The following is a 729-nucleotide window of genomic DNA, read 5'->3' on the forward strand; positions in this document are numbered from 1 at the left end:
ATATCGGCGACGCCGCGGTTCTTGAGCTCGTTCATCACCCGCAGCCAGAACTTGGCGCCCTCGGTCTGCTCGATCCAGATGCCGAGAATCTCCTTGGCGCCATCCGGCAGGATGCCGAGCGCGATGTAGACGGCCTTGTTGCGAACGAAGCCTTCGTCGCGGATCTTCACCCGGATCGCGTCGAAGAAGACCAGCGGATAGCAGGCGTCGAGCGGCCGCCCCTGCCATTCGGCAACCGCTTCCAGCACCGCGTCGGTGATCGTCGAGATCAGGTCCGGCGAGACATCGATGCCGTACAGCTCCTCCAGATGCCCGCGGATCTGGCGAACGCTCATGCCGCGCGCGTACATCGAGATGATCTTGTCGTCGAAATCGGGAAAGCGGCGCTGATACTTGGCGATCAGCTTCGGATCGAAGGAGCCGGCCCGATCGCGCGGAATGTCCAGCGTCAGCTTCGATGTGCTCGTCAGCACCGTCTTCTTCGACGAGCCATTGCGCCGGTTTACGGCGCCTTCGGCGCTTTGGTGCTCGAGATGATCGTCCAGCTCCGCTGAAAGCATCCGCTCGGAAAGCGCCTTCTTCAGCTCGTCGAGCAACCCATCCTTCGCAAACAGCTCCTCCGGAGCACGCCCGGCAAGCAGCTGGTCCAATACCTCTTTGTCAATTGCCATATCGATGGTCCTTTCTCATCCATCATATGGCCTCACGCACAAAACTCCTGACAGTCCC

General features: G+C 60.8%; 1 protein-coding gene. It reads right to left on the minus strand.

Features of this window, described 5'->3' with window-relative positions; genetic code table 11:
• Window positions 1-671, minus strand: a 671-nt coding sequence (locus RQX22_RS19230) for an IS256 family transposase (protein WP_315728824.1), incomplete at its 3' end; no start/stop codon positions are given.
• Window positions 672-729: the final 58 nt, after the last annotated feature.

It is taken from the genome of Sphingosinicella rhizophila, from assembly GCF_032378825.1.
Classification (GTDB): Bacteria; Pseudomonadota; Alphaproteobacteria; order Sphingomonadales; family Sphingomonadaceae; genus Allosphingosinicella; species Allosphingosinicella rhizophila.